General features: G+C 38.5%; 20 protein-coding genes. 15 read left to right on the forward strand and 5 right to left on the reverse strand.

Features of this window, described 5'->3' with window-relative positions:
* The first annotated feature begins 4 nt into the window (after positions 1 to 4).
* The 11 genes from ACIQZ6_RS04435 (at position 5) to ACIQZ6_RS04485 (ending at position 13,801) form a co-directional block, all read left to right on the forward strand.
* The gene (locus ACIQZ6_RS04435) at positions 5 to 1,693 is read left to right on the forward strand and encodes a bifunctional metallophosphatase/5'-nucleotidase (RefSeq protein ID WP_395808593.1); all 1,689 of its coding nucleotides are present in this window, start codon (positions 5 to 7) and stop codon (positions 1,691 to 1,693) included.
* A 10-nt stretch (positions 1,694 to 1,703) separates the two neighbouring features.
* On the forward strand, positions 1,704 to 2,141 hold the full coding sequence (locus ACIQZ6_RS04440; RefSeq protein ID WP_395808595.1) for a DsrE family protein: 438 nt from the start codon (positions 1,704 to 1,706) through the stop codon (positions 2,139 to 2,141).
* Positions 2,142 to 2,177: 36 nt separating this feature from the next.
* A complete protein-coding gene (locus tag ACIQZ6_RS04445) occupies positions 2,178 to 3,608 on the forward strand; it encodes an OprD family outer membrane porin (protein WP_395808597.1) in 1,431 nt (476 codons plus the stop codon).
* The gene (locus ACIQZ6_RS04450; protein WP_395808599.1) at positions 3,608 to 4,243 is read left to right on the forward strand and encodes a Crp/Fnr family transcriptional regulator; all 636 of its coding nucleotides are present in this window, start codon (positions 3,608 to 3,610) and stop codon (positions 4,241 to 4,243) included. The genes ACIQZ6_RS04445 and ACIQZ6_RS04450 overlap by 1 nt, the downstream gene beginning before the upstream one ends.
* 122 nt (positions 4,244 to 4,365) lie before the next feature.
* Positions 4,366 to 5,766 (forward strand): glucuronate isomerase, encoded by a 1,401-nt coding sequence (gene uxaC / locus ACIQZ6_RS04455; protein ID WP_395808601.1) that lies wholly within the window; start codon positions 4,366 to 4,368, stop codon positions 5,764 to 5,766.
* 22 nt (positions 5,767 to 5,788) lie between these two features.
* Positions 5,789 to 7,123 carry an MFS transporter gene (locus ACIQZ6_RS04460; protein WP_395808603.1) on the forward strand — a complete coding sequence of 445 codons (1,335 nt, stop codon included), beginning with the start codon at positions 5,789 to 5,791 and terminating at the stop codon, positions 7,121 to 7,123.
* A gap of 132 nt (positions 7,124 to 7,255) precedes the next feature.
* A complete protein-coding gene (locus ACIQZ6_RS04465) occupies positions 7,256 to 8,323 on the forward strand; it encodes a Gfo/Idh/MocA family protein (protein ID WP_395808605.1) in 1,068 nt (355 codons plus the stop codon).
* A gap of 21 nt (positions 8,324 to 8,344) precedes the next feature.
* On the forward strand, positions 8,345 to 9,550 hold the full coding sequence (locus ACIQZ6_RS04470; protein ID WP_395808607.1) for a Gfo/Idh/MocA family protein: 1,206 nt from the start codon (positions 8,345 to 8,347) through the stop codon (positions 9,548 to 9,550).
* A 55-nt stretch (positions 9,551 to 9,605) separates the two neighbouring features.
* A complete protein-coding gene (locus ACIQZ6_RS04475) occupies positions 9,606 to 10,955 on the forward strand; it encodes a Gfo/Idh/MocA family protein (RefSeq protein WP_395808609.1) in 1,350 nt (449 codons plus the stop codon).
* Between the two features lie 168 nt (positions 10,956 to 11,123).
* Positions 11,124 to 12,398 carry an MFS transporter gene (locus tag ACIQZ6_RS04480; RefSeq protein WP_395808611.1) on the forward strand — a complete coding sequence of 425 codons (1,275 nt, stop codon included), beginning with the start codon at positions 11,124 to 11,126 and terminating at the stop codon, positions 12,396 to 12,398.
* 2 nt (positions 12,399 to 12,400) lie between these two features.
* On the forward strand, positions 12,401 to 13,801 hold the full coding sequence (locus ACIQZ6_RS04485; RefSeq protein WP_395808613.1) for a putative oxidoreductase C-terminal domain-containing protein: 1,401 nt from the start codon (positions 12,401 to 12,403) through the stop codon (positions 13,799 to 13,801).
* Here the strand turns inward: ACIQZ6_RS04485 and ACIQZ6_RS04490 are convergent.
* Complete coding sequence (locus ACIQZ6_RS04490) at positions 13,790 to 14,887, reverse strand: DUF3810 domain-containing protein (protein WP_395808615.1); 1,098 nt, start codon at positions 14,885 to 14,887, stop codon at positions 13,790 to 13,792. The two genes, ACIQZ6_RS04485 and ACIQZ6_RS04490, sit on opposite strands and share 12 nt — an antisense overlap.
* A 110-nt stretch (positions 14,888 to 14,997) precedes the next feature.
* Here ACIQZ6_RS04490 and ACIQZ6_RS04495 point away from each other — a divergent pair, with 110 nt between their 5' ends.
* Entirely contained in the window at positions 14,998 to 15,459 is a 462-nt protein-coding gene (locus tag ACIQZ6_RS04495) for a MaoC family dehydratase (RefSeq protein WP_395808617.1), read from the forward strand.
* A 161-nt stretch (positions 15,460 to 15,620) separates the two neighbouring features.
* The gene (locus ACIQZ6_RS04500) at positions 15,621 to 16,883 is read left to right on the forward strand and encodes a TCR/Tet family MFS transporter (RefSeq protein ID WP_395808619.1); all 1,263 of its coding nucleotides are present in this window, start codon (positions 15,621 to 15,623) and stop codon (positions 16,881 to 16,883) included.
* A 24-nt stretch (positions 16,884 to 16,907) separates the two neighbouring features.
* Here the strand turns inward: ACIQZ6_RS04500 and ACIQZ6_RS04505 are convergent, their stop codons facing one another.
* Together ACIQZ6_RS04505 and ACIQZ6_RS04510 are read right to left on the reverse strand one after the other, a co-directional pair.
* A complete protein-coding gene (locus tag ACIQZ6_RS04505) occupies positions 16,908 to 17,501 on the reverse strand; it encodes a hypothetical protein (RefSeq protein WP_395808621.1) in 594 nt (197 codons plus the stop codon).
* Between the two features lie 87 nt (positions 17,502 to 17,588).
* Entirely contained in the window at positions 17,589 to 18,431 is an 843-nt protein-coding gene (locus ACIQZ6_RS04510) for a S1 RNA-binding domain-containing protein (protein ID WP_395808623.1), read from the reverse strand.
* Between the two features lie 446 nt (positions 18,432 to 18,877).
* Here ACIQZ6_RS04510 and ACIQZ6_RS04515 point away from each other — a divergent pair, with 446 nt between their 5' ends.
* Positions 18,878 to 21,076, forward strand: coding sequence for a B12-binding domain-containing radical SAM protein (locus ACIQZ6_RS04515; RefSeq protein WP_395808625.1), 2,199 nt, complete (start codon positions 18,878 to 18,880; stop codon positions 21,074 to 21,076).
* Positions 21,077 to 21,248: 172 nt separating this feature from the next.
* On the opposite strand, the gene ACIQZ6_RS04520 is transcribed toward ACIQZ6_RS04515, so the two are convergent.
* Positions 21,249 to 22,313, reverse strand: coding sequence for a flavin monoamine oxidase family protein (locus ACIQZ6_RS04520; RefSeq protein ID WP_395808627.1), 1,065 nt, complete (start codon positions 22,311 to 22,313; stop codon positions 21,249 to 21,251).
* 171 nt (positions 22,314 to 22,484) lie between these two features.
* The gene (locus tag ACIQZ6_RS04525) at positions 22,485 to 24,038 is read right to left on the reverse strand and encodes a M20/M25/M40 family metallo-hydrolase (protein WP_395808629.1); all 1,554 of its coding nucleotides are present in this window, start codon (positions 24,036 to 24,038) and stop codon (positions 22,485 to 22,487) included.
* A 293-nt stretch (positions 24,039 to 24,331) separates the two neighbouring features.
* On the opposite strand from ACIQZ6_RS04525, the gene ACIQZ6_RS04530 reads away from it, so the two are divergent.
* A complete protein-coding gene (locus tag ACIQZ6_RS04530; protein WP_395808631.1) occupies positions 24,332 to 25,354 on the forward strand; it encodes a carbohydrate-binding family 9-like protein in 1,023 nt (340 codons plus the stop codon).
* The last annotated feature ends 32 nt before the right edge of the window (positions 25,355 to 25,386 follow it).

Genomic DNA, 25,386 nt, shown 5'->3' on the forward strand with positions numbered 1-25,386 from the left:
ATCTATGGAGAATAACAGGAGGGGATTTTTAAGAAAAGTAGGTGCAATTGGTGCTGGAGCGGCATTGGTTTCTGCAAATCCTATTATTTCAATAGCTGAAGAAATTTCAGATCATTCGATTGATACTTTAATAGAATCAGAATTTACCATTTCCATTTTACAAACTACAGATGTTCATTGTCAGGTACATCCTCATGATGAACTTTTTTGGGAAAATGAGCAGTCAGTCTTTCGTAAAACAGGTGGCTATGCTCACCTTGCAACTTATCTGAAGAAGGAAAAGAAAAGAAACCCTGATACCTTTATCATCGATACCGGCGATATGTTTCAGGGAAGTGAACTTTCTGTAAAGACATCCGGCAAGGCAATGGTTCCGGTTTTGAATGAGCTTGGCTATGATCTCTACCTGCCCGGTAATTGGGAGGTTATTTATTATAAAAAGGCAATGCAAACTTTGCTGGGCTCCTTAAATGCGCCCAAAGTTTGTGCCAACATGTATCATGATCTGGGTGATGGTAAGAAGGGCGAATTGATATTTCAGCCTTATCATATCTGGAATGTAAAAGGTGTTAAAATTGGTTTTATCGGATATACTGACCCTTTGGTCCCACTCAGGCAATCACCAAGCTATAGTAAAGGCATCATTTACACAAAACCGGAAGAAAATCTTGCTCATTATGTAGATGTATTAAGAAATCAGGAGCAATGTGCCTATGTCTTAATGTTATCTCATTTAGGCCTTTCACAGCAAATTCACATCGCTAATCTACCGGAATGTGAAGGCGTTGATTATATTTTAGGTGGTGATACACATGAACGTGTTCGCAAGCCTATTCAATGTAAATACGCTAAAGTAGTTGAACCTGGTGCTTTTGGTTCTTTCGTTGGGAAACTCGATCTCCGAATCAAAGATGGTAAGGTAGTTCAGGACGATTATTCATTGGTTGAAATAGACTCAACAAAATATAAAGCAGACAAAAGTATTAGCCGTTTGATAGCAGAAAATGAAGTTCCCTTTGAGGATGATATCAATACCATAGCCGGATACAGTACTATTCCCCTATATCGTTATTTTGTGATTGAAAACACCATCGATACGCTTATTCTGGATGCTTTAAAATGGAAGATCAAAGAAGCCGATATCGTTCTATCGAATGGTTTCAGATTTTGTCCGCCAAATGTAACTGTTGACTCAACTGGAAATATTCCAATTACAAATGGCTACATCTTTGATATGCTTCCTGTAGATAGTGTAGTAAGAACCGGCTCGGTATCAGGAAAACAAATTGCCGACTGGCTTGAAAAGGAATTGCATAATGTATTTGCAAAAGATGCTTCTCAACGTTTTGGTGGCTGGGTAATTAAGTTTAAAGGAATGACTATTAGTTTCAATGCCTTTGCTGATCCAGGAAAACGGGTTAAAGAGGTTGCAATTGGTGGGAAACCATTAGATTATGGTAAAAACTATCGTATTTGTGCATGTGAGCGGGATGGTGATCCTCTGGATATGCTTTGTAGAATGAGAGGGGTTTTTGATGCAAGTAATACTCCTTTTACATTACATTCTGTGTTAAAAGAATATTTAAAGCTAAATTCACCTGTAACTCCTGAGCCTCCACTTTCTGCAAAAGTACTGGATGCTCCGCAAAAATTGCTTACTCAGGTTACAGGTGTCAATTATCAATTTCGCTAATTTAAAAAAGATGAAAAAAATCCTTCTTGTTATGATGCTGTTTGTTGTTTCAAATAGCCTTAGTGCTCAATCAGCAAACGGCCAGGTGGCCACTGCCTCAAAGTATCAGGGACTGAAAATTGTTTTTCAGCTCACCTCGGCTGATACTGTGATTCATCAGACATTAATGAGCCAGTTGAAAAATTACTACAGTGTTGCCCCTGATACAAAATTTGAAGTGGTTTGCCACGGAGGAGGCTTAAATATGCTGTTGAAAAAGACCTGCGTCATTCAAGATCAGATCAAAGTGTATGCTGATCAAGGAGTAAGTTTTGTAGCATGTGAATTTGCTATGAAAAAGAGAAATGTCACTAAAGAAGAGTTAGTTGATGGAGCCGGTACAGTTATTTCGGGGGTTCTGGAAATAGCAAAAAAACAACAGGAAGGCTGGAGTTACATTAAGCTTTAACACCATTATTCTGCTTCCCGATTAAACCCAATTTAAATGAGATCTATTTTCTACTTGGCTTTGCTATGCCTTATTTTATTTCAGTTTGATGAGCTAAAAGCTCAGCACCAGGATGTTAATGAGCGTCCTGAAATGTACAAAAGCAAGGGCGCAAATGCCGTGGATACTGGTTCTATACTTGGTGCTTTTAAAGGAGGGAAGGTACAAGGGCATTTCAGGTATTTTTTTATGAATACTGTCAACGAAGGCTCATTAACAGATTATTATGCAAATGCTGCCGGAGGTGGTCTAAGGTTTGAAACAGCAAAATTTCATAATTTTCAATTCGCTATAAGCGGTTTTTATATTTTCAATATTGGTTCTTCTGACTTGACAAAGCCAGATCCGATTAGCGGACAACTCAACCGCTATGAGATTGGTTTATTTGATCTGGAGGATCCTTTAAATAAAGGTGATATTGATCGTTTGGAAGAATTTTATCTAAAGTACCATTTTAATAAATCATCGCTCATATTTGGTCGCCAATTACTTAATACTCCATTTGTTAATCTTCAGGATGGTAGAATGAGGCCAACCGGAACAGATGGTCTTTGGGCCGAGATCAATGAAATTAAAGGTCTTAAGATTGAAGGTGGCTGGCTATATGCTATTTCACCACGAAGTACAACTAAATGGTATACTATTGGAGAAACCATTGGGATATATTCTGCAGGTTTAAATCCAGATGGGACTCCATCAAAATATCCAAACAATATTAAAAGTAATGGAGTGGCTTTGATGGGGATAAAAACTAATCTTACTAAGCATTTAAAGCTTCAGGTCTGGGATATGTACACCGAAAATGTTTTTAATACTGCGATGCTACAGTCTGATCTTGTTGTTCCAATTAAAAATGAAACCAACTTTATTTTTGCAGCTCAAATAATAAAACAAGATGCGGTCAATTATGGGGGAAATCAGGACCAGTCTGCCAGCTATTTTTTAAAGGATGGCCGCTCTTTAAGCTTTGGTGCAAAGCTTGCATTGAAAAATAAAACCTGGGAGACTTCCCTGAATTATAATCGCATTACAGCAGAAGGGCGATATTTAGTTCCAAGAGAATGGGGAAGAGATCCATTTTTTACTTTTCTTCCGCGGGAGAGAAATGAAGGATTTGGCGATATGCATGCAATTATGGCTAAACTGGATTATAAATTACCAAAGTCGGGTTTTAAAACATCCCTTGCAGCTGGCTATTATAAGCTACCAGATGTAAAGAATTATGCAATGAATAAATATGGGCTTCCTTCTTATACTCAGATTAATACAGATTTTAGATATACCTTTGCTAAAGCGTTAAAAGGTTTGGAGGCACAACTTCTTCTGGTGGCTAAGATCAATGCTGGCCAAACCTATGGTAACAGTAAAACGGTGATTAATAAAGTAAATTTGTTTCAAACTAATTTTGTTTTAAATTTTCATTTCTAATGATAGCTAACCTAGATAAGCTTAAGAGCATTTTTGAGCCTCAGTTAATACAGGAGATTCAACAATTCGGGATCTTTCAAACCTTTAAAGAAGGTGATCTGATCATGGATTATGGTAAGTATGTACGCATGATGCCGATCGTTTTGCAAGGCACTGTGAAGGTTTCTCGTTTGGACGAAAAAGAAAACGAGATATTATTGTATTATTTATCAAGCAATGAAAGCTGTTCAATGGCCTATAGCTGTTGCCTGGAGGCTAAAAAAAGTGAGGTTAGGGCTGTAGCTGAAGACAATGTTGAACTGATTGCTATTCCACATCTTAAACTAGATGACTGGCTGTGTACCTACCCAAGCTGGAAAAATTATATTATGCGCAGTTTCAATGAGCGCTTTATCGAACTATTAAAATCAATTGAAAGTATCGCTTTTCATAAGCTGGATGAACGATTGATCGCTTATTTGAAAGAAAAGCAGCGATTGAGCGGCTCTAGTGTTATCAAGGCTTCTCATCATTTAATTGCCGATGAAATGGCTACTGCAAGGGTGGTCATATCCAGACTTTTGAAGCAGCTTGAAAATGAAAATAAAATCATTCTATATCGGAATGAGATAAAACTACTCGCTTCTTTTGGCTAATCGGGCCTCTTTGATCTACAAAAAAGACTTCTTTTATTATTTAATATCACAAAAGAAATTTTACGATATTGCTTTTCTGAATCTGGCACTTATGAATTAGCCAGATCAGATTTACAAAGCAGATGAAAAATTTTTTAGATCAGGACTTTCTACTTGAAACCAACACAGCAAAAACACTTTATCATAATTTTGCTGCCAAATTACCAATCATAGATTATCATTGCCATCTTCCTCCAAACCAGATCGCAGACGATTCAAACTTCAAAAATCTGACACAAATCTGGTTGTATGGCGATCATTATAAATGGCGAGCTATGCGAGCCAATGGCATTCCTGAAAAATATATTACAGGAGATGCCAGTGATTATGAAAAATTTGAAAAATGGGCTGAAACCGTTCCTTATACCTTAAGAAACCCTTTATATCACTGGACACATCTAGAACTACAACGATATTTTGATGTCTATGATATTCTTTCGCCAGCAACTGCAAGAAAAATCTATGATGAGTGTACGGCTAAACTTCAAACTCCTGAATATTCTGTTCGCCGCTTGATTCAAAAGATGAATGTTGAAAGTATTGGAACAACCGACGATCCGTTAGATGATCTATTTTTTCATCAAAAGATCAAGGCAGATGGATTTTCAGTAAAGGTATTGCCATCATTCAGGCCTGATAAGGCAATGAATGCAGATAATGTCCAGGAGTTTAATTCCTACATCAAAAAGCTGGCCGAAATTTCTGGACAGCAGATAACTAATTTCAATCAATTTCTGGATGCTTTAAAAGGCAGGCATGATTTTTTTGCTCAGCATGGTTGTACTGTTTCTGATCATGGCCTAGAACGGCTTTATTGTGAAGAATATACAGATGCTGAAATTGAAGGCATTTTTACTAAGATCCTTGACCAGCAGATTTTAACAAGCGCTGAAGTTTTAAAATTTAAGTCATGCATGCTCATTAATCTGGCCATTTGGGATCATGAAAAGGGCTGGGTTCAGCAATACCATGTTGGTGCGCTCAGAAATACTAATACCAGACTTTTAGATCAACTTGGTCCGGATACCGGATTTGATTCCATTGGCGATTTTTCGCAGGCAGCAGGGCTATCGAAATTTTTAAATAAACTCGATTCAACCAATAGGCTGACTAAGACCATATTGTATAACCTCAATCCGGCCGACAATGAAATGCTTGCAGCTATGGCTGGTAATTTTAATGATGGCACCATAGCAGGGAAGATCCAGTTTGGTGCAGCCTGGTGGTTCCTTGATCAGAAACATGGAATCATAGATCAGATTAATTCATTATCAAATATGGGTCTCTTAGGTCGCTTTATTGGTATGATTACTGATTCAAGAAGCTTTCTTTCCTATCCTCGACATGAATATTTTAGAAGGATACTCTGTAATTTGATTGGAAATGATGTAGAAAATGGCGAGTTACCTGCTGATACCGAATGGCTTGGTAAAATGGTTGAGAATATTTGCTACTTTAACGCATTGAAATATTTTAATTCATAATAAAATTAAAAACAGGTCTGATTTGAAAAAGCCCATATTAACTAGTTTGCAGCCAATGTCGAATTATCGCTGGACGATATGTTCACTGGTCTTTTTCGCCACAACCATCAACTACCTCGACAGACAAGTGATCAGCTTGCTAAAACCGATGCTAGAGAAGGAATTTAATTGGTCGGAGTCTGATTATTCAAATATCGTGGCTTCGTTCCAATTGGCCTATGCTTTGGGTATGCTGGGCGTAGGTAGTATCATTGATAAAATTGGTAGTAAACTTGGTTATGCAGTATCGCTAATTCTTTGGAGCATAGCTTCTATTATGCATGCATTTGCAACCTCTACATTTGGTTTTGGTGTGGTAAGAGCATTTCTGGGAGTGACTGAAGCAGGGAACTTTCCAGCAGCCATAAAAACAGTGGCAGAGTGGTTCCCAAAAAAGGAAAGAGCCTTTGCTACAGGTATTTTTAATAGCGGGACCAATATTGGAGCGGTGATAGCACCTTTAATCGTACCATGGATCGCCTTAACCTACAGCTGGCAAATGGCTTTTATCCTAACAGGTGCCGTTGGGTTTTTATGGCTTATTTTTTGGTTCCTACTTTATACTTCTCCTGCTAAAAATAAATTTGTTAATGCTGCTGAACTCCAGCATATTAATAGTGATGAGGATTCTGAAGTTATTGAAGGTGCTGAGGTTCAAGCAGATATCCCATGGAGTAAATTATTGACGTATAAGCAAACCTGGGCTTTTGCCGTTGGTAAATTTTTATCTGACGGAGTATGGTGGTTCTTCCTATTCTGGCTTCCTGCATTCTTGATTTCTGAATATGGTCTTGTTGGAATGGAGATCAGTTTTCCTGTTGCAGTTGTTTATCTGATGGCGGGTGTTGGTAGTGTTGCGGGGGGCTGGCTTCCGATGTGGCTTATGAACACAAAAGGCTGGAGCATGGTTCGCGCCAGAAAAACAGCCATGCTTATTTATGCTTTTATCCCCATTTTAGTAATGTTCTCACAGGCGGCAGGCTCCTATAATATGTGGTATGCTGTTATAGTAATTGGTGTTGCGATGTCTGCGCATCAGGCATGGTCGGCTAATATTCTGACCACTGTTTCAGACATGTTTCCAAAAAAGTCTATTGGGGCTGTTATTGGAATTGGCGGCATGTTCGGTGGTTTTGGAAGTATCACAGTTGCAAAATCGGCTGGTGCTTTGCTAGATTATTACAAAGCGCAGGGTAATGTTCAAACCGGTTATTATATTCTATTCCTCTTCTGTGGAACTGCATATCTGATTGCCTGGTTTTTGATGTTTCGGGTTTTAGCGCCTAAAATGACACCAATTCAGCCTGGAGTTAAATAATCGAAATAATCTGGACATAAAATCGAAGGTTCACAATTTGTAAAACCGAGATGTTTATTCTAATTTCATAGATGAAATACTTGGCTCATATCAGTGAAAAGTATTTGTTAATCCATCAATAATTTAATTAAAATGAGATCAGAACAGAATCGCAGATCCTTTATTAGAACTTCAGCCCTTACTGCGGCAGGAATTGGTTTAGGTATCAATGGTTTCGCTGAAAACCTTGGTCCCGCTTCGAGGCAATTGTTTGCAGGAGGCACAAGAGTAGGGATTATAGGGCTGGATACCTCTCATTGTATTGCTTTTACAAAAGCGCTAAACAATCCGGCGGCTGGTATTGAGTTTGGAGGATTTAAAGTGCTTGCTGCCTATCCTTATGGTAGCAGGACAATACAGAGCAGCTTTGACAGGATTGCGGGTTTTACTGTAGAAATGAAAACCCTTGGCGTTGAAATAACGGGCTCAATTGCTGATCTCTTAAAAAAGGTTGATTTCATTCTTTTAGAAACGAATGATGGTCGGCTACATCTGGAACAAGCCCTAGAGGTAATCAAAGCAGGTAAGCCTTTGTTTATTGATAAACCTATTGCAGCTTCACTGGCAGATGCTGCTGCAATTTTTACAGCTGCAAAGAAGGCAAATGTTGGTGTTTTCTCTTCTTCATCTTTAAGATATACTAGTGGTGCGCAAGAACTTGCTGCGGGTAAGCTTGGAAAAGTTCTGGGAGCCGAAACATATAGTCCATGTCATCTAGAAAGTAGTCATCCTGATCTCTTCTGGTATGGTATTCATGGTGTAGAATCTTTGTTCACTGTTATGGGAACAGGTTGTAAAGAGGTGGTAAGAGTGAGTACTCCTGAAACTGATGTGGTTACTGGTACTTGGAGTGATGGTAGAGTAGGAACTTTCCGTGGAATTCGTTCAGGTAAATCTGCCTATGGAGGTCCTCCAGCTTCTGCTTTATACGGGGGTACTGTGTTTGCTGAAAAAGGCACTGCTCAAATAGGCGAATATGCAGGCTATAATCCATTACTTTTAAGAATAATTGATTTCTTTAAAACAGGAGTTGTGCCTGTTAGTGCACAAGAAACCCTAGAGATATGCGCGTTTATGGAAGCAGCAGACGCAAGTAAAAAATTGGGTGGTATTCCTGTTAGTCTGGATTCTATGTTCAGCAAAGCCTTATTAAAACGTTAACAATTTTTAGATTAGCATATAATGAAAAAACCCGATGGGTCACGAAGAAAATTTATAGCTACTGGAGCCCTTGCTATAACTGGCTTAACCGCATTTGGGTTTGAGGGTATTTCAATAGGAAATCTAGGTCAGACTGGTCCGATTCGTATCGGACTAATTGGTTCAGGGAGTAGAGGTCAAGGTTTGGCAAACTTGTTAGGTAAAATTCAGTCATTAGAACTTGTAGCTTGCTGTGATATCATACCTGAAAATTTACAGGGTGGAATGAAGCTTGCGGCTAAAGGAGCTAGATCCTACACCGACTATAAAAAGCTTCTTCAGGATAAGGATATTCAGGCTGTGATCATTGCAACACCGCTGTACCTTCATTATCCAATGGCTGTGGATGCCATGGCTGCAGGTAAACATATTTACATGGAAAAGACCATGGCCTATACCATACCACAGGCGCTTGATCTGGTTAAGAAAGTTGAACGTTCAAATCTAGTTTTTCAGGTTGGCCATCAGTACCGCTATTATTCCATGTATTTGAAAGTTAAAGAAATCCTTTCAAAGGGATGGATTGGAAAGGTGAGTCATTATGAATGTCAATATAATCGCAATTCCGATTGGCGTAAACCAGTCAATGATCCTAAAATGGAGCGCGCAATTAACTGGCGGATGTACAAAGAATATTGTGGCGGCGTACTTTCTGAACTTAGTGCTCATGAAATTGATATTGTGAACTGGATGCAGGATAGTCATCCCTTGAAAGTTGCCGGTTTTGGTGGAATAGATTACTGGAAAGATGGAAGAGAAACTTTTGACAATATCAGGCTTGTTTATGAATATCCTGGCGGTGTAAAAGCAAGTGTAACCTCCATTTTATCTAATGAATATAAAGGGTATTCTATTCGGATACTCGGATCAAAGGGAACCATAGAAATTCTCAGAGATCAGGCATACATTTATGCGGAGGCAACCAAAAAAACACTGGGTACAGTAGATGGTGTTACTGGTGCTACAATGGAAGTACTACCCGGTGGAAAAGGCCAGCAAATAGTATTTGAACAACAAGCAGAACCAACAACCTATGCTTTGCAGGATTTTGCAGAATGTATTTTAAAAGGAAAGAAACCTGCGTCTAATGTAAATACAGGCCGCGACGTTGCCATTGCCGTGCACATGGGAAATCAAGCTGCAGAGACTGAGAAAACCCAATACTGGAAAGATGAATATTCGGTATAAGAGATTAAATAAAAAATAATTTATAAATGGGCCGTAGGTCCGCAAACTGATTCACATGAAAAATTCAGATAATCGCAGAGATTTTATTAAAAAGACCGTAACCGGAGCTGCTGCACTTTCTTTTGGAGGTGTTTTGCCAGGTTTTAGTGCAAAAAGTTATGCCCGAATCTTAGGGGCAAATGAGCGAGTTCAAGTTGCTATGATGGGTGTTAATAGCCGCGGGTTAGCGCTTTCACAAAATTTTGCTGCCCAAAAGAATTGCGAGATTCGTTTCATTTGCGATGTAGACAAACGAGCTGCAGACAAATGTGTCGATACCGTTTCAAAAATACAGGGTAGTACTCCAATGGCACAGCCTGATTTCAGAAAAGCGCTTGAAGATAAACAACTTGATGCACTGGTAGTTGCCGCCCCAGATCACTGGCATGCTCCAGCCGCTTTGCTTGCTTCTGCAGCCGGAAAACATGTATACCTTGAAAAGCCTTGCAGCCATAATCCTAATGAAGGAGAAATGCTTGTCGCAGCAGCTAATAAATATAAAAATGTGATTCAAATGGGTAATCAGCGTCGTTCTTGGCCAAATGTTGCCGCTGGAATAGCTGAATTACATGGCGGAATTATTGGCCGTCCATATTTTGCAAAAACTTGGTACACCAATAACAGACCTTCAATTGGGGTGGGTAAAAACGCAGCTGTTCCTGAATGGTTAGATTATGACCTTTGGCAGGGGCCTGCACCAAGAAGAGAATATAAAGATAATCTGATCCATTATAACTGGCATTGGTTCTGGCATTGGGGAACTGGCGAAGCGCTTAACAATGGTACACATATGATTGACCTTGCACGTTGGGGTCTTCAGGTTGATTTTCCTACAAAAGTTGCATCTACAGGTGGCAGGTATAGATTTCAGGATGACTGGGAAGCGCCTGATACACAGAATATAAGTATAGAGTTTGCCAATAAATCAACAATTTCTTGGGAGGGTAGAAGTTGTAATCCGTTCCCTATTGAAGGAAATACTGTAGGAGTGGTCTTTTATGGTGACAATGGTACCATGGTAATTGGTGGAAGCAATGCCTATAAAGCATATGATCTCAAAAATAATATCATAAAAGAAGCTAAAAATGAAACCAAGATTGATGCAACTAACCTGACCAGCCCTTCACAACAATTAGATGCATATCATATTCAAAACTTTTTCAGTGCAATAAAGAGCGGCACCGCATTAGCCGCTGATATTCATGGAGGCCATAAAAGTACTTTATTATGCCAGCTAGGTAATATTGCGCAGCGTACTGGAAAGACTCTGAATATAGACCCAAGTAATGGTCATATTCTGAATGATAAGGCAGCAATGAAACTTTGGTCAAGAGAGTACCAAAAAGGTTGGGAACCTAAGGTTTGATCGATATCCATAGAACCTTGCGAATAAGCAGGGTTCTATTTAAAAATTCCCATTTCATTTAAACATCAGGTATTATTCCCTCTTTTATAAATTATGGCTATAATGATCTTGTTTAAATCAGCTATTGGTGAAAAAGAGCAATGATCTATCAATTTTAATGAGTACATCATGATTAAAACGACAACATCGGGAATTGGAATGTATCGCTGGAAGATCTGCGCCATGCTGTTTCTGGCTACCACCATTAACTTTGTTGATCGTCAGGTACTTGGCATCCTGGCGCCACAGCTTCAAAAAGAATTTAGCTGGAGCGATTCCCAATACGGTTTTATTGTATCTTCTTTTCAGGCTGCCTATGCAATAGGATTTTTATTCATGGGGCATCTTTTGGATAAGATAGGTACCCGCGTGGGTTCCATGATTGCGATTGGCTTCTGGAGTACTGCCACCATGATGCATGCATTGGTTAGCTCATTGTTTGGCTTTGCAGCTGTTCGTTTTTTACTAGGACTAGGCGAAGCGGGTAATTTCCCTTCTGCCTTGAAGGCGGTTTCTGAATGGTTTCCCAGAAAAGAAAGAGCGCTAGCGACTGGTATTTTTGTATCGGGGGCAAGTATTGGGGCCATAGTTGCTCCTCTTACTGTTCCTTTTATTGCTATTCATTATGGATGGCAAATGACTTTTATTGTTACCGGTGCTATTGGCTTTGTTTGGATCCTTTTTTGGATGCGGATGTATAAATCTCCACAAGATCATCCAAACTTAAGCAAGGCAGAACTGGAATATATAACTAGTGATCCTGTTGAGCCACAGCTAAAAATTCCATGGCTACAGCTGTTAAGATACCGGCAAACCTGGGCTTTTGCCTTTGGTGCGTTCATGACCCATCCCATATTTTCATTCTTCCTTTTCTTTTTACCAAAATTCTTTTATTCGAATTATGAAATTGGAATTGATAAAATAGGTCCGATTCTGATGGTAATTTACCTGATGTCTGATGTGGGGAGCATTTTTGGTGGTTGGGCCTCATCTGCATTGATCAAACGTGGCTGGTCTATTAATAAGAGCCGCAAAACAACCATGCTTATTTCTGCACTATGCGTGGTTCCTGTTTATTTTGCAGCCGAAGCAACAGAGCTTTGGCTTGCGGTTGGATTGATCGGACTTGCTTTGGCCGCTCACTCTGCATGGTCTGCAAATCTGTTTACACTCACTACAGATATGTTCCCAAGGCAGGTGGTTGGTTCTGTAGTTGGAATAGGTAGCATGTTGGGTGCAGTTGGCGGCATGTTCGCAGCAACAATTGGCGGATTTCTACTTCAAACTACAGGTAGCTATGTTTCTTTGTTTTTATTTGCAGGATGCGCTTATCTAATTGCATTCACAGGAATACACATACTTTCTCCAAAATTAAAATCTATTACATTAGATAAAATAATTTAATTATGACAAAAATTAAGCTTAAAAATCTTAAACACCTTTTATTTTTCAATTGCATGATGATCATTGCAGCAGGCTGTTCTACGAGTACAGAAAAATCACAAGAAAAAACGGATACCAAATTGCAGCTGATTACTCTTGATCCCGGTCATTTTCATTCTGCTTTGGTTCAGAAATCCATGTATGCAGATGTTGATTCAGTAGTTCATGTTTATGCGCCTGAGGGTCAAGAAGTAAAGTCGCACCTGAGCCTGGTGGATAGCTATAATACCCGGTCAGAGAATCCTACTACCTGGAAAGAGCAGGTTTATACGGGTCAAGATTACTTCGAGAAAATGTTATCCGAAAAGGCTGGTAATGTGGTTGTAATTGCCGGAAATAATAAATTGAAGACTGATTATATCAGCAGATCTGTTGAATCGGGCCTGAACGTTTTGGCAGATAAGCCAATGGCTATTGATCTTGATGGATTTAATAAGTTGGTTAAGGCATTTGAAGCTGCAGAAAAGAATAAGGTTCTGCTCTATGATATCATGACTGAAAGATATGAGATCAATAGCATGCTTCAAAAGGAGTTTGCTCATCTTCCGGCTTTTGGCCAGCTTGAAAAGGGAACACCTGAAAACCCTTCAGTAACTAAGGTAAGCGTACATCATTTCTTTAAAAATGTATCAGGTAAACCTCTGGTCAGACCGGCATGGTTCTTTGATGTTAAACAGCAGGGCGAAGGGATCACTGACATTACCACGCACCTGGTTGATTTGGTTCAGTGGGAGTGCTTTCCTGATCAGATTTTGGATTATAAAAAGGATGTAGAAATAGTATCGGCAAAAAGATGGGCCACCAGTATTTCTGCTGAACAGTTTGAAAAAGTTACCAAGCAGAAAGAATACCCTGAATACTTGAAAGCAGATGTTAAAGATGGAATGTTGAGTACGTATTCTAATGGTGAAATTAACTACCGTTTAAAAGGTATTCATGCTAAAATATCGGTAACCTGGGATTTTCAGGCCCCCGAAGGTACAGGAGATACTCATTTCTCTGTTATGCGGGGAACCCATGCAAGTGTAGTGATCAAGCAGGGAAAAGAGCAGAACTTTAAGCCGACATTATACATTGAACCTAGCGCTAAAGTAGACTTGAAAGCCTTTGAAAAGGCAATACTAGCAGATTTGAAACAACTCAATAGTAAATATCCAGGTGTTGAATTAAAGAAAATATCTAGTGGTTGGGAAGTACTCATTCCTGAATCGTATAAGGTTAGCCATGAAGATCATTTTGCTCAGGTCACAAAAAAGTACCTTGAATGTCTTAAAAAGGGTCAACTTCCAGCATGGGAGGTACCCAATATGATTGCAAAGTATTATACAACTACCAAGGCACGCGAAAAAGCCTTAGGGCGATAAATTAACAGGGGCTTTGATCAGCCCCTTTTTTTTGTAATAGGCCATACTGAGCCTGATCATTTTGTTGTAAGTTCTTAATCCGTCGGGTTGATTATTGGCCTTCAGGTAGTTATCGTAAAATATGCTGCTCAGTTTTGAAGTTGCTCCGCGATAAGATTTCCAATATTCGTTCTCTGATTTAAGGTCAGATAAAACACCAGGCGAGATCTTACTTTTTAAAGTTTTAAATGCCATACTATCAGTAGCCCAGATTGTAGTCATGAATTCTTGCGTTGCTAGATAGTAGCATGAATACTTTAAGAGCCTATTATTGGAGTTAATTCCAGCTAAAAAACCAATAAAATTAGCCTCATTTTCTGCTCCATATCCATTTTGATGCGCCATTTCATGACAAGCTACAAATGGTCTTAAGTAGATTGGCATCAACATGTTAACCTGCGCTTCTCCAGTAAAAGGGTTATAATATCCCGCTGTGCCTAGATAACTTAAAATGGGTCCTGATAAAGAAGGTTTAGCAATAGGTTTTGAGGTTCCGATATTTTGAATGGCCAAGGATGATGATTTGAAAATACTATCATTTGATTGGGCGAGATCCTCCTTGCTAACTTTCATGCGGCTATAATTGACAGAATCAATAAGCATTGATCCAATTTCAATGAGCTCTGCACTTGAATAGTCGGATTCTGTAAGATCAAGCCTCTTAAATGCATCTGCTCTGAAGTAATTAAGCCCCCAGAATAAGTAAAACACCACTATGCATACTTGCAAGGTAAGTACCAGTTTGAGCAGTATCTGAACCGCATCCCGTCCTTTTTTTTGAAAAAAGCCTTTTTTGATGATCTGGATTAAACTAACTACGATAAAAAGGGCAAGAAATAAATAAAAAATATCGCCTATGCTAAAGGGTATCTGGTTAAAGATCAATTGAAGGTGCGCGCGGATAAATGGAAAAATTGCTTGTGAATAATACTGCTCCACACTTTCAGGATAGTTTTTGAGTTGAAAGATTAAAAAGATCAGTATAGACATAACTACTACTAAAAGCAATCTTTTTTTGACTCCTGAATAAGCTTTTGTAATTTTCATGTATCTAAATAAACTCTATTTAACGCAAAGAAATTCAAATTCATTAATTTAAATATAAATTAGCTTTTAAATTTATCATTAATACAAACTTTAAAAAATCTAAGGAGAATATGCTGGTAATTAGAAACTTTATTGAATTTGAATCTTATTTGGGTAAAGAGCTTGGTGTTTCCAAACTTCATAAAATCACACAGGAGCAGATTATGAAGTTTGCTGATGCAACTATTGATCATCAATGGATTCATACTGATCCCGTACGGGCAGAAAGTGAAGGCCCCTTCAAGGCAACAATTGCGCATGGATATCTTACGCTATCGCTTATTCCATATTTGTGGAAGCAAATTGTGGATGTTCAAAATCTTAAAATGGAGATCAATTATGGCATTGAAAATTTAAGGTTTGGACAGCCGGTAATTGTAGACAGTGAGGTCAAGTTAAAAGCGAAGCTTGTTTCAATAGCCAATCTTCGGGGGGTAACCAAAGCTACCATCGGTGCTGAGCTTGAAATTATAGGACAAAATAAACCTGCGTTTAAAGGCGAAGTAGTATTCCTTTATCATTTTGAGGGATAATTAGTTTACTAGTCAAGATTGAACTTTTTATTGATTGATCTTTTAATCGTTTAGCTTTGTAAGCTAGTGGAGTATCCTATTTAACTACCTGCTTTGGCAGCTATAATCAGAATCTTCCAAAATAATGACTAATTTCAGCAATAAATACCTCAAAAATTTTTATGTCAGAACCTCGTAAAGCTGCCATCAGTTTTATCTTCTTTACCTTATTGCTTGATGTCATTGGGCTTGGTTTGATCATACCGGTATTTCCTCAACTGATTGCTGAATTAGTAGGTGGAACCATGAGTACAGCTTCGCAATGGAGCGGTCTTCTAACCTTTGCTTACGCCATAACCCAATTCGTATTCGCGCCGGTAATTGGTAATTTGAGTGATCAGTATGGCCGTAGGCCGGTATTACTAGTATCTCTTTTTGGCTTTGGGATCGACTATATTTTCCTTTCATTGGCGCCAACTATCTGGTGGTTATTTATTGGAAGAATTATTGCGGGGGTATTTGGGGCAAGTTTTACAACAGCTACCGCTTACATTGCCGATATCAGCACTCCCGAAACGCGCTCCAAAAATTTTGGAATGGTGGGTGCTGCATTTGGATTAGGTTTTATTATTGGTCCGGGTCTGGGAGGTTTATTAGGTGAATTAGGTCCTAGAGTTCCATTCATTGCAGCCGGAATACTCACGTTCGTGAATATGATTTATGGCTACTTTGTTTTACCTGAATCGCTTTCAAAAGAACATCGCAGGCCATTTGAGTGGAAGCGGGCTAATCCGATGGGCTCATTGTTGCAGCTAAAAAAATATAAAGGTGTTGGTGGTTTAATCTTTGCCTTTTTTCTGTTATATATTGGCGGGCATGCGGTACAAAGCACCTGGACATTTGTCAATATTGAAAAATTTCATTGGAGCAAATCCCTGATGGGTCTATCTCTTACATTTGTTGGTATTCTTATTGCATTGGTTCAGGGCGGACTAATTCGTTATACCACTCCAAAATTTGGTGAACAGAAGAGCATATACATTGGCCTAGGCTTATATGCCTTCGGACTGTTATTATTTTCTTTTGCCACACAAGGCTGGATGATGTTTGTTTTTCTGGTTCCGTATTGCCTGGGGGGCATTGCCGGACCTGCTTTACAATCAATTATTTCTGGTAATGTTCCCAAAAATGAACAGGGTGAATTACAGGGAGCTCTTACCAGTGTAATGAGTGTTACTTCAATCATTGGGCCGCTGTTAATGACCAATCTTTTTGCCTGGTTTACTAGGCCTGAAGCAAGTATAAAATTTGCCGCTGCCCCTTTCCTGGCTGGTTCTGTTTTTATGCTAGTAAGCGCAATTTTGGCAGCTAAGACGATGAAGAAGGATTCCTTCTTAAATAGAAAATCAACAATAGATGATGAACCCCTAACTCCAGTTCATTGATTCAAAAAGTACCCTGATTTTATGTTAGTTTTTTTGCGGTGGGCTAATCATGATGTGTGCACGATGAGTTCCCGGATCCATGATCCATGGCATCCCCGCGCTGCTTGGCTTTAAAGGCAATCCGGTGCTTTCTGCGGTTGCATAAGGAACGTAGATTACATACCTTAGGTAACCATCCTTCACTGTGCCTGCGAGTGCATCAAAATTTTCTGCCTTGGCAGTATAAACATATAAACTTGTTGGTTGTTTCGGCATTTTCAGCTTTCCTGATAATGCTTCTGCATCTCTGCTATCTGAAACTTCTTTTGGAGTTTTTCCAGCCATTTTTAAGTCACGACCCCGTTTCATGAATGGTTCAAGGTCTTTATGGTAACATGCAACACTTAAACCGGGAATCTTAGGATCGTCGGCCAGGCAGATCATCTCATTTTTTCCTTTTCTCAATACAATGAAATCGCCTTTTTCAGTATAACCATAAACACTTGCATCATCTCGTTTATCTATTGGAGCAGCCAAAAGTGCTGTTTGAATCTGAACCGAGCTTGAAGGAATAGTGGTTTGTGCCGCGCTTGTAAGCCCCAGACCTAAAAGTGCTATCGATAAAAAGCTTGTTTTCATAAGGTGTTTATTTTGATAAAAATTTGCAGTCCTTTTATTAATATTAGGACTTTTTATTCAGAATAGCAAAATTTATAGGATAGCTTGTTAGGCCTGTGCTTTTGGGACCAGTTTGATCTCAAAATCGGAAACTTCGATTAACCGTTCTTTATACAGACTGCCGGCAGCTTTTTTGAATGCTTTTTTACTAATCTTTAAACGGTTATAGATATCTTCAGGCGAGCTTTTATCACCCAGCGAAATTAATCCACCGTTTTCTTCCAGTTCAATCATTAAACTGTCTTTAAGATCTAGGATATGTTTAAACCCAATTACTTGAAGGCTGAGGTCAATCTTATTTCCTTCTCTGATCTTCTTGATAAACCCTCTTCTTTGATCTCCTGCTTTTAAATCTTCAAAAACCTCATTGTGATATAATAGCCCTAAAAACCTCTGGTTGATCACTGCGGTATAACCAAGATCACTTTCCTCGGTGATCAACAATCTTACCTCATCTCCTTCTTCCAGATCATGTTCGTCCTGATCTACAAACTCGGCTAATCGGGAAGATGCAGTAATGCGTTCGCTTCTTTCGTCATTAAACAGATAAACAACATATTTTTGACCAATCTGCATGGGCCTCTTTTGCTCCCTTTCAGGAACAAAAACATCTTTTCCAATGCCCATGTCTAAGAAAGCACCTTGTTCATTTACATCAACAACGGTCAATAGTGCAAACTCGTCTACTTGAGCAATTGGAGTTTCGGTGGTAGCCATTAATCTACCATCGCTATGGATATAGGTGAAAATATGAAGATTGTCTCCAATTTGAGCATCTTCGGGTGCATGAACATAAGGTAAGAGAACTTCTTTTTCACCATCAGTCAGGATCAGACCCGCCTCAGTCTTTTTGATAAACCTTAATTCATTAAACTTTCCGATTTCTAGCATATTTTCTGATGGTATATGCTACAAAGATACTAAAAGCAGTTTATTGATCCTGTTTTAGCTGTGATTTTGATAAAGTAGACAAATTGAATGATGATTTTAGATGTTTATCCCTATTATATTTTAATTGTTGAATTTTCATTATATTTTAGTGCATGGTTAATTTGAAGCATCGGATAGTATTGGGTCTTGTAGTTTTAGTGCTATTCTCTTTTTCCTCTTTTGGACAGGCGCTACAGAAAACTATTATTAAGCAGTCCCTTTCTTCTTTTGCCTATTCAACAACCTTTGAACTATCACCGAAGTGGAATTTGAATACTGAATTTCAGGAGACGAGTATTTTAATCGTAATATTGCAAGTTTAGCGATAATCCACAAGATAAAAATGCATGTCAAAAATTGAGCATTTATCTAAATTGAATCGCAAATTCATTCATTAAATCAACGCATTGACCAATAAGATATATTTAATTACTCCACCTTTTACGCAGCTGAATACTCCTTATCCGGCAACAGCGTATTTAAAGGGATTTCTTAATTCAAAAGGGATATCCTCATACCAGTCTGATCTTGGTATTGAGGTTATTTTGGCACTTTTTTCAAGATCTGGCCTGACTGATTTGTTTGGTCAGATTCAATTATCAAACACTCGGCAGAGTGAAAATGCCCAGCGAATAATTGCTTTAAAAGAACATTATATCACTAAAATTGATGCGGTGATCTCCTTCTTACAAGGGCATAACCCAACACTTTCTCACTTGATTTGCCAAGAAGATTTTCTTCCTGAGGCATCCCGGTTTGAACAGCTCGAGGAGCTTGAATGGGCATTCGGTACCATGGGAACTCAGGATAGGGCCAAGCACCTAGCTACACTTTTTTTAGAGGATATTTCTGATTTTATTGTAGAATGTGTTGACCCTAATTTTGGTTTCAGCAGATATGCAGAACGTCTGGGAAGGTCGGCAGCTAGTTTTGATGAGCTTTATGATGCACTTCAACAGGAATTCACATTTATAGATAAGCTTTTGATCAAGCTCCTAGAGCAAAAGATGAAGGTGGTGCTTCCTGAAATGGTTTCACTATCAGTACCCTTTCCTGGAAATTTATATGCTTCTTTTCGTATTGCTCAATGGCTGAAACTGGAATATCCGACTATTAAAATTGCCATGGGCGGTGGGTTTCCAAATACTGAATTACGATCTGTATCGGACGTACGTGTTTTTGAATTCATAGATTTTATTTGTTTGGATGATGGCGAAGCACCTGTTGAGCATCTTTGTGAGTTTCTTGATGGTAAAAGAAAAATAGCTGAACTGAAAAGAACATTTACACTGATTGATGGAAAAGTTACCTATTGTAATGGAAGTAAATTGCCTGATTACAAGCAATTTGAAACGGGTACCCCTGACTATAGCGATTTGTTTCTTGATCGTTATATTTCTGTAATTGAAGTTGTAAATCCGATGCATCGGATGTGGAGTGATGGAAGGTGGAATAAACTCACAATGGCTCATGGCTGTTACTGGGGCAAATGCACTTTCTGTGATATATCTCTCGATTATATTAAAATTTATGAGCCCATTGCTGCTTCTGTGCTTTGCGATAGAATGGAACAATTGGTAGAGCAAACAGGTGAACGGGGATTTCATTTTGTTGATGAAGCTGCACCTCCTGCCTTAATGCGCTCATTGGCTCTTGAAATTTTGCGCCGTAAATTAACGGTTACCTGGTGGACTAATATTCGGTTTGAAAAAAGTTTTACTAAAGAGCTTTGCCTATTGCTAAAAGCTTCTGGCTGTATTGCTATTTCGGGCGGGTTGGAGGTTGCCTCAGATCGTTTACTTGAACTGATACAAAAGGGTGTAACCGTAGAACAGGTAGCCCAAGTATGTCATAATTTTACGGATGCGGGTATCATGGTTCATGCTTACCTGATGTATGGGTTCCCTACACAAACTGCTCAAGAAACCATTGATTCTTTAGAAATGGTGAGGCAAATGTTTGACGCAGGAGTTTTACAGTCGGCTTTCTGGCATCAGTTTGCGATGACTGCTCATAGCCCTGTGGGTATGTACCCTGAACAATTTAAGGTAGAAAAGGCTTGCGGAACAACTGGAACCTTTGCCAATAATGATATTGTACACATTGATAAGATCGGTACAGATCATGAGCTGTTCAGCTATGGCTTAAAGAAATCTTTGTTCAATTATATGCATGGCATTTGTTTCGATTATCCATTACAGGAATGGTTTGAACATAAAGTACCTAAGACAAAGGTTGACCCTCAGTTTATTATGAAATGTTTGTCAAAAGAAGAGCCTTTTCTGATCAAACCTGATGCAAAAATTGTTTGGCTTGGAGCAAAACCTCTGATCGATTATTTTTCGAAAAGTAAAAAGGGAAGACAATGGGAGATGGCAGAGCTCAAGTTTTTTGATAAGAAAAGTGATTTTAGTATACAGCTAGAAAAAGATCAGGCAGAATGGTTACTTAAATTTTTACCACTTGCAGGCATAGATAATGAAGATCCAATGACCTTCAAAAAGGCAAAAGAAAATTTTGAAATTTCTTTAAATATTGATTTTGAACCTTTTTGGTATGGCAAAGCAATCAATAGATTGAGGCAGAGCGATCTGTTGGTACTGTAATTTTTTACTGTTAGGATTTACCATATTTTGTTTTAAACAAAAATTAAAATATTTCCCGCAAACTTCCCGAAAAAAGAAGAAAAGACATACGATTTAACGTATACCTTGATTATCATGTAGCGAGACCGGGATAATGAATATTTTTTGAGAAAATGAAGGCGTTGATTTGTAATTAGTTAATGTTTATTTTTTTAGCAATCCTTTTGGCTACTAAATTTGAAGCTATAATTGCACCTTCCATATAACCGCTAAACGTATTTGAAGTTTCTGTTCCTGTAAAAAAAAGGTTCCCATTCATATAACTATCTTCATAAACAGCGTGTCCGTTATTAAAATGAGGTGGCAAAAATATATCTTCTTTTGGTTGTATATATTTAGAGTCCCAAATTTTATCATTATAACTTTCAACTGTTTCTGCTTCATCGCCAAAATATTGTTTCAATTGCGCTATCACTTTTTCTTTTCGTTCTACCTGAGTATAATGATAAGCCGACCCATTTAAAAAACCCTTCAATGAAAATTTTGTGTTTTCATAATTAGAGTGATCGTATATCTCTGTGGCTAATCCCGATTGACTAAATATACTTCCGGAAAATCCATTGTCTTTCCAAAACGCTTTTTTGTATTCAACAGAAAATTTTACAGAACCGCTCATCCAGGTTTGTGTTTGTTCCATTATTTGATTGATACCTTCAGGCATATTAGGAGTGAAATCAATCGTATGGATGGCTACCTTAGGTGGCAAGGCGATAATAAGGTGTTTAGAAAAGTAGATATTACCCGTGCTATCAATGATTTTAATTGTATTGTCTTCTTCTATAATACCATTTACTTCAGCATTTAGGATTATATTTTCTTTGCCAATTCGCTGGTACAATGCATCAATAATACTAAAGGTTCCCCCTTTAATCCTATACGCAGAATGGCTATTGGCTGGTACGAAGTATTGTTGCGGTGGTTCAAAGGACATTGTTTCAAACAAGGAAATTCCTTCGGTATGTTGTTCAAAATAGCCAATATTGAGCTCTGATAAAAGCTGTATAAGATTTAAATGTTCTTTTCCAAACCATGTGGCTCCCATTTCCATAGGTGTATACTGCTTGCCATAAATGGTTTCTATACGACCGCCCAAACGGCTTTGTGCTTCTAAAATCTTAAAATTAATCCCTGCTTTTTTTAGTTGGTAAGCAGTTGACAAGCCACTTAAACCTGCCCCAATAATAATTACATCTTCCATTATATATTTTAATTAGCTGTAGTCAATCCAATATAGACTATTATTCGCAGGGCTTTTGGATGTTTAAAAATAAGTTTCCCTCACGCAAAAACAACAAAGGACCCACGATTTAACGTGAGTCCTTGATTATCATGTAGCGAGACCAGGGTTACAAACCCTATCACCCAAAAACTAGTTCACACCACCTTTACGGGTTGGCTGGCGTACAGCTGGCCAGCTCATCGGTTCGCCGGTACGTGAGTTAATCGGTAAAATGCTTTTTTCGTTTGATGATTTTGCCGGATCTTCACTGGCCATATAGGCTAATATTGCAGTTAGAATGGCATTGTTTTGTACATCATCAAATACAATTTTATCATAGGTATCGCGGTTGGTATGCCAAGTATAAGTTCCATAAGCCCAGCTTAAAGAGCTTAAAGAGAATGCTGGAGCACCTGCAGCAACAAAGGAGGCATAGTCAGATCCACCACCGCCTGGGGTTCCAGGGAAGCTGCTTTTGATCTCTGAGCGGATGTTACTAGGCACCGGATTAAGCCATCTGTTCAAGTATTCATAGGCATGTAAAAATCCTTGTCCTGAAAGATCAACCACCCTGCCGGTTCCGTTATCCTGATTGAATACAGCCTGAATATTTTTAACGATTTCGGGATGATCTGCAACAAATGCTCTTGAGCCATTTAAGCCCTGCTCTTCACTACCCCAATGACCAACAAGTATTGTTCTTTTTGGATTAGGATACATCTTTTTCAAGATCCTCATTGCTTCAAGCATGGTGATTGTTCCAGTTGCATTATCTGTTGCTCCAGTTCCGCCATCCCATGAATCAAAGTGGGCTGAAAGGATTACATATTCTTCTGGTTTTTCAGTTCCCTTGATCTCAGCTATTGTATTGAATGTAGGTACCATGCCCAGATCTTTTGAATCTGCACGTATGCTAAGTTTTGGTTTTATTCCTTTTTCAGTTAAACGATATAACATTCCATAATCTTCTAATGAAATATCTACGGTAGGTATCTTAGTACTTTGTGCACTAAATATTTTATTGACACCAAAACCTGCCGACCAATTGGAAGCAATGATGCCTACTGCACCTGCGCTTTCAAGAGCCAATGCAAGATTTTTTGAATTTAATCCGGTTTTGCTCATTCTAGTTCTCCAATCTGCACTTGCCTTTGAACGTTCAACTTTCATTTTTTCAAATGATTCTTTGGTCGCAAATTCTTCCCAATTTTTATCATCTCTGCCTGTTGGCTGCTGCATAGATATCATTACAAACTTTCCCTTTACAGCTGGAAGCCAGTTTTGAAAGGCAATTGAATCGGCAACATCTGCCAGTATAATTGTTTCAGCTGTAACTGCTTTGCCAGACGTTGATGGACTCCAGGCCAACTGCATTCCTTCCAACGATTCTACCCTTGGATGCACTAGGTCAATATGGGTAATTCCTCGTTCCCATCCGCGCCATTCTCCCCATTGTTCATTCTTTGCAGATATACCCCAACTTTGGTATTTTGAAACCGCCCAATCATGAGCCTGCTTCATTTGTGGCGTTCCAACAAGCCTTGGCCCAATGCCATCGGTTAGCTCTTGAGCAAGTTGTTTTAATTGTGAGTTTTCACTTGCCTCTTTTATAATTCTCTGTACAACAGGATCTTTACTTTGTGCATAAATGAAATTTTGTGATAGTATAAGGCAACAGGAAAATAGAATTATAATTTTTTTCATGAAATTATTTGGTTAGTTAATGTTTGGTTATTAAAACGAAGATATTAAAAAGCTCCAAAAAGAGAAATAGCAATATAGATGCTACAATTCTTTTTACTTGGTAATGATAGTTTCGTTTCCATATTTTTTCAATAATTCTTCTTATTTTCCATCTCTAATTATTAGTATAAGCCATGTTACTCAACTCAAAATCTCAAGTAAACATTCAGAACATATCTTTTCTGTGTTTCTTTTTATTCGTCAATAATTTTTTGGCTTTTTCGCAATCAAAATTTTCTAATAAAGAGGATCTTTTGTCTACTCCAAGGCAGTATACTGTTGTTTTTAACCCTATAGCTCCAGTGGTTGATGGAAAATTAAATGATGCCGTTTGGCAGCGTGTGCCCTGGACAGAGTACTTCAAGGATATTGAGGGAGATAAAAGGCAGGCACCAACATGGAATACCCGTGCTAAAATGACTTGGGATGATCAAGGGCTCTATATTGCAGCAGAATTACTGGATCCGCATGTTTGGGCCTATCTTAAAAATTATGACGATATCGTATTTTATGATAATGATTTTGAAATTTTTATAGACCCTGATAATGATACCCATCGGTATTATGAGTTTGAAGTCAATGCGCTAAATACCATGTTTGATTTATTCATGCCAAAGCCTTATCGCAATGGTAGTGGAGCAATGATTGTTTATAATGCGCCAGGAATGAAGTGGGCGGTAGATATACAAGGGACACTTAATGATCCATCTGATACTGATAAGGGCTGGACTACAGAGATATTTATTCCATTCTCGGCGTTAACGATTGGAAATAGTCCTAAAATTCCTCTTGATGGTGATTTCTGGAGAATTAATTTTTCAAGAGTTGAATGGGATACCGAAGTAAAAGATGGACAATATGTGAAGAAGAAAGACACCAATGGCAAAAATCTTCCTGAGCATAACTGGGTATGGTCTCCACAGGGAGTAGTCAATATGCATTTTCCAGAGCGCTGGGCCTATCTTTTTTTCAGTAAGAAAGATGCCGGATTGCCTGAAACTACTTTTTCAATTCCATATAGTGAGGAGCAAAAGAAACATCTGTGGCATGCTTATTATCTACAGAAAGATTATTTTCAAAAAAATAATGCTTACGCATCTAGCCTGAGCAAACTCGGCATTGACAATCTTACATTTACTATCGATGGGAAAGAAAATAAACTCTGGATGGAAGCTACAAACAGGCAGTTTATGGTTTACATTAGTGCCGGAGCGGATGTTTATACCCTCAATGATGAGGGGCTCGTTCATTTGCTAGAGAAGAAAATAACTAGGTAGTTTTAGGTCTAGTCAACAGTAACACTAAGGCC

It is taken from the genome of Daejeonella sp. (genome assembly GCF_044348475.1).
GTDB lineage: Bacteria > Bacteroidota > Bacteroidia > Sphingobacteriales > Sphingobacteriaceae > Daejeonella.

Excerpts from the sequence above, each read along its gene's own strand:
- ACIQZ6_RS04525 (WP_395808629.1), bottom strand. The coding sequence starts at position 24,038 with ATGAAAAAAATTATAATTCTATTTTCCTGTTGCCTTATACTATCACAA.
- ACIQZ6_RS04495 (WP_395808617.1), top strand. The coding sequence starts at position 14,998 with ATGCTGGTAATTAGAAACTTTATTGAATTTGAATCTTATTTGGGTAAA.
- ACIQZ6_RS04440 (WP_395808595.1), top strand. The coding sequence starts at position 1,704 with ATGAAAAAAATCCTTCTTGTTATGATGCTGTTTGTTGTTTCAAATAGC.
- ACIQZ6_RS04465 (WP_395808605.1), top strand. The coding sequence starts at position 7,256 with ATGAGATCAGAACAGAATCGCAGATCCTTTATTAGAACTTCAGCCCTT.
- uxaC (WP_395808601.1), top strand. The coding sequence starts at position 4,366 with ATGAAAAATTTTTTAGATCAGGACTTTCTACTTGAAACCAACACAGCA.
- ACIQZ6_RS04510 (WP_395808623.1), bottom strand. The coding sequence starts at position 18,431 with ATGCTAGAAATCGGAAAGTTTAATGAATTAAGGTTTATCAAAAAGACT.
- ACIQZ6_RS04485 (WP_395808613.1), top strand. The coding sequence starts at position 12,401 with ATGACAAAAATTAAGCTTAAAAATCTTAAACACCTTTTATTTTTCAAT.
- ACIQZ6_RS04490 (WP_395808615.1), bottom strand. The coding sequence starts at position 14,887 with ATGAAAATTACAAAAGCTTATTCAGGAGTCAAAAAAAGATTGCTTTTA.
- ACIQZ6_RS04475 (WP_395808609.1), top strand. The coding sequence starts at position 9,606 with ATGAAAAATTCAGATAATCGCAGAGATTTTATTAAAAAGACCGTAACC.
- ACIQZ6_RS04450 (WP_395808599.1), top strand. The coding sequence starts at position 3,608 with ATGATAGCTAACCTAGATAAGCTTAAGAGCATTTTTGAGCCTCAGTTA.
- ACIQZ6_RS04505 (WP_395808621.1), bottom strand. The coding sequence starts at position 17,501 with ATGAAAACAAGCTTTTTATCGATAGCACTTTTAGGTCTGGGGCTTACA.
- ACIQZ6_RS04470 (WP_395808607.1), top strand. The coding sequence starts at position 8,345 with ATGAAAAAACCCGATGGGTCACGAAGAAAATTTATAGCTACTGGAGCC.
- ACIQZ6_RS04520 (WP_395808627.1), bottom strand. The coding sequence starts at position 22,313 with ATGGAAGATGTAATTATTATTGGGGCAGGTTTAAGTGGCTTGTCAACT.
- ACIQZ6_RS04500 (WP_395808619.1), top strand. The coding sequence starts at position 15,621 with ATGTCAGAACCTCGTAAAGCTGCCATCAGTTTTATCTTCTTTACCTTA.
- ACIQZ6_RS04435 (WP_395808593.1), top strand. The coding sequence starts at position 5 with ATGGAGAATAACAGGAGGGGATTTTTAAGAAAAGTAGGTGCAATTGGT.
- ACIQZ6_RS04480 (WP_395808611.1), top strand. The coding sequence starts at position 11,124 with ATGATTAAAACGACAACATCGGGAATTGGAATGTATCGCTGGAAGATC.
- ACIQZ6_RS04445 (WP_395808597.1), top strand. The coding sequence starts at position 2,178 with ATGAGATCTATTTTCTACTTGGCTTTGCTATGCCTTATTTTATTTCAG.